The 2,401-nt window shown below is 62.1% G+C and carries 4 protein-coding genes; all 4 read left to right on the forward strand.

What is annotated here, in order from left to right; all coding sequences use genetic code 11:
• A partial coding sequence (ccoN, locus tag IVA79_RS19915) for a cytochrome-c oxidase, cbb3-type subunit I (RefSeq protein WP_247555799.1) occupies nucleotides 1–1,228 on the forward strand: 1,228 nt, incomplete at its 5' end.
• Nucleotides 1,229–1,240: 12 nt separating this feature from the next.
• On the forward strand, nucleotides 1,241–1,975 hold the full coding sequence (ccoO, locus tag IVA79_RS19920; protein WP_247555801.1) for a cytochrome-c oxidase, cbb3-type subunit II: 735 nt from the start codon (nucleotides 1,241–1,243) through the stop codon (nucleotides 1,973–1,975).
• A gap of 13 nt (nucleotides 1,976–1,988) precedes the next feature.
• Nucleotides 1,989–2,153, forward strand: a complete 165-nt coding sequence (locus IVA79_RS19925; RefSeq protein ID WP_063691463.1) for a CcoQ/FixQ family Cbb3-type cytochrome c oxidase assembly chaperone — start codon at nucleotides 1,989–1,991, stop codon at nucleotides 2,151–2,153.
• A gap of 6 nt (nucleotides 2,154–2,159) precedes the next feature.
• The coding region (locus tag IVA79_RS19930) for a cbb3-type cytochrome c oxidase N-terminal domain-containing protein (RefSeq protein ID WP_276577505.1) at nucleotides 2,160–2,401 on the forward strand (242 nt) is incomplete at its 3' end.

Genomic DNA, 2,401 nt, shown 5'->3' on the forward strand with positions numbered 1-2,401 from the left:
CAATGTGCTGATCGCGACCTCGTTCTACGTGGTGCAGAAGTCCTGCCGCGCGCGCCTCGCCGGCGACCTCGCGCCCTGGTTCGTCGTGGTGGGCTACAATTTCTTCATTCTGATCGCTGGCACGGGCTATCTGCTCGGCGTCACTCAGTCGAAGGAATATGCCGAGCCGGAATGGTATGCCGATTTGTGGCTGACCATCGTCTGGGTCGCTTACTTGCTCGTCTTCCTTGCCACCGTCCTCAAGCGCAAGGAGCCGCACATCTTCGTCGCGAACTGGTTCTATCTCGCCTTCATCGTGACCATCGCGGTCCTGCATCTCGGCAACAACCCGGCGCTTCCCGTCTCGGTGTTCGGCTCGAAGTCCTACGTCGCCTGGGGCGGCATCCAGGACGCCATGTTCCAGTGGTGGTACGGCCACAACGCGGTCGGCTTCTTCCTGACCGCCGGCTTCCTCGCCATCATGTACTACTTCATCCCGAAGCGCGCCGAGCGGCCGATCTATTCCTATCGGCTGTCGATCATCCACTTCTGGGCGCTGATCTTCCTCTACATTTGGGCAGGTCCCCACCATCTGCACTACACGGCGCTGCCGGACTGGACGCAGACGCTGGGCATGACCTTCTCGATCATGCTGTGGATGCCCTCCTGGGGCGGCATGATCAACGGCCTGATGACGCTGTCGGGTGCCTGGGACAAGCTGCGCACCGATCCCGTGCTGCGCATGCTCGTGGTCTCCGTCGCCTTCTACGGCATGTCGACCTTCGAGGGCCCGATGATGTCGATCAAGGTGGTCAACTCGCTCAGCCACTACACCGACTGGACCATCGGCCACGTGCATTCCGGCGCGCTCGGCTGGGTCGGCTTCGTCTCCTTCGGCGCGCTGTACTGCCTGGTGCCGTGGGCCTGGAATCGCAAGGGGCTCTACAGCCTGAAGCTCGTCAACTGGCACTTCTGGGTCGCGACCCTCGGCATCGTCCTCTACATCTCGGCGATGTGGGTGTCCGGCATCCTGCAGGGCCTGATGTGGCGCGCCTACACCTCGCTCGGCTTCCTCGAATATTCCTTCATCGAGACCGTCGAGGCGATGCACCCCTTCTACATCATCCGCGCCGCAGGCGGCGGCCTGTTCCTGATCGGCGCGCTGATCATGGCCTACAATCTCTGGATGACCGTTCGCGTCGGCGAACAGGAAGTGCAGATGCCCGTCGCTCTTCAGCCGGCGGAATGAGGAGCTCAAGCAATGTCGTTCTGGACACGCCACCAAATCTTCGAAAAGAACTCGATCATCCTGATCGTCGGCATCCTCCTGGTGATCGCGATCGGCGGTCTCGTCGAGATCACTCCGCTGTTCTACCTCAAGAGCACGATCGAGAAGGTCGACGGGGTCAGGCCCTACACGCCGCTGGAGCTCGCGGGACGCAACGTCTACGTCCGCGAGGGCTGCTATCTCTGCCACTCGCAGATGGTCCGGCCGCTGCGCGACGAGGTCGAGCGCTACGGCCATTTCTCGCTCGCCGCCGAGAGCATGTTCGACCACCCGTTCCAGTGGGGCTCCAAGCGAACCGGTCCGGACCTCGCCCGCGTCGGCGCCAAGTACTCCGACGACTGGCACGTGACGCATCTGACCAACCCGCGCGCGATCGTGCCGCAGTCGGTGATGCCGGGCTACCCGTTCCTCAGCCACACCGAGGTCGATCCGGACACGATCGCCGACCACATGCGTACGCTGAGGACCGTCGGTGTGCCCTATACGAACGACCAGATCGCCAGCGCAGGCGCGGATTTGAAGGCCCAGGCCGATCCGGAAAGCGCCGGCACTGATGCCTTCAACAAGCGCTACGCCAAGGCCGTCGTGCGCAATTTCGACGGCAGGACCGGCACGCCGACCGAGATGGACGCGCTGGTGGCGTACCTGCAGATGCTCGGCACGCTGGTCGACTTCAAGATCTACAACGAGAAAGCCAATCTTCGCTGAGAAGGCATGCACGATGAAAGCTATCCTGACAGTCCATAATCTAGCGTCAGAGCTCGTGACGACGATCTGGACACCGGTGTTCGTCGCGATCTTTCTCGCGATCATCGCCTACGCATTTTGGCCCCGTAACAAGGCTGCGTTCGACGAGGCAGCGCACCTGCCCTTGCGGGAGGAGTGAGAAATCATGACCGATCATCATAGCGAACTCGATACCGTTACCGGAAAGTCCACGACCGGACATGAATGGGACGGCATCAAGGAGCTCAATACGCCGCTGCCGCGCTGGTGGGTGATCTGCTTCTACCTCACCATCGTCTGGGCTGTCGGCTACTGGATCGTCTATCCGGCCTGGCCGTTGGTCTCCAGCAATACCACCGGCATGTTCGGCTACTCCTCGCGCGCCGACGTCGCGGTCGAGCTCGCCAA

This window comes from Bradyrhizobium sp. 138 (genome assembly GCF_023074075.1).
GTDB lineage: Bacteria > Pseudomonadota > Alphaproteobacteria > Rhizobiales > Xanthobacteraceae > Bradyrhizobium.

Bases quoted from the DNA above. Each gene is read 5' to 3' on its own strand.
- IVA79_RS19925 (WP_063691463.1), top strand. From the start codon at position 1,989: ATGAAAGCTATCCTGACAGTCCATAATCTAGCGTCAGAGCTCGTGACG.
- ccoO (WP_247555801.1), top strand. From the start codon at position 1,241: ATGTCGTTCTGGACACGCCACCAAATCTTCGAAAAGAACTCGATCATC.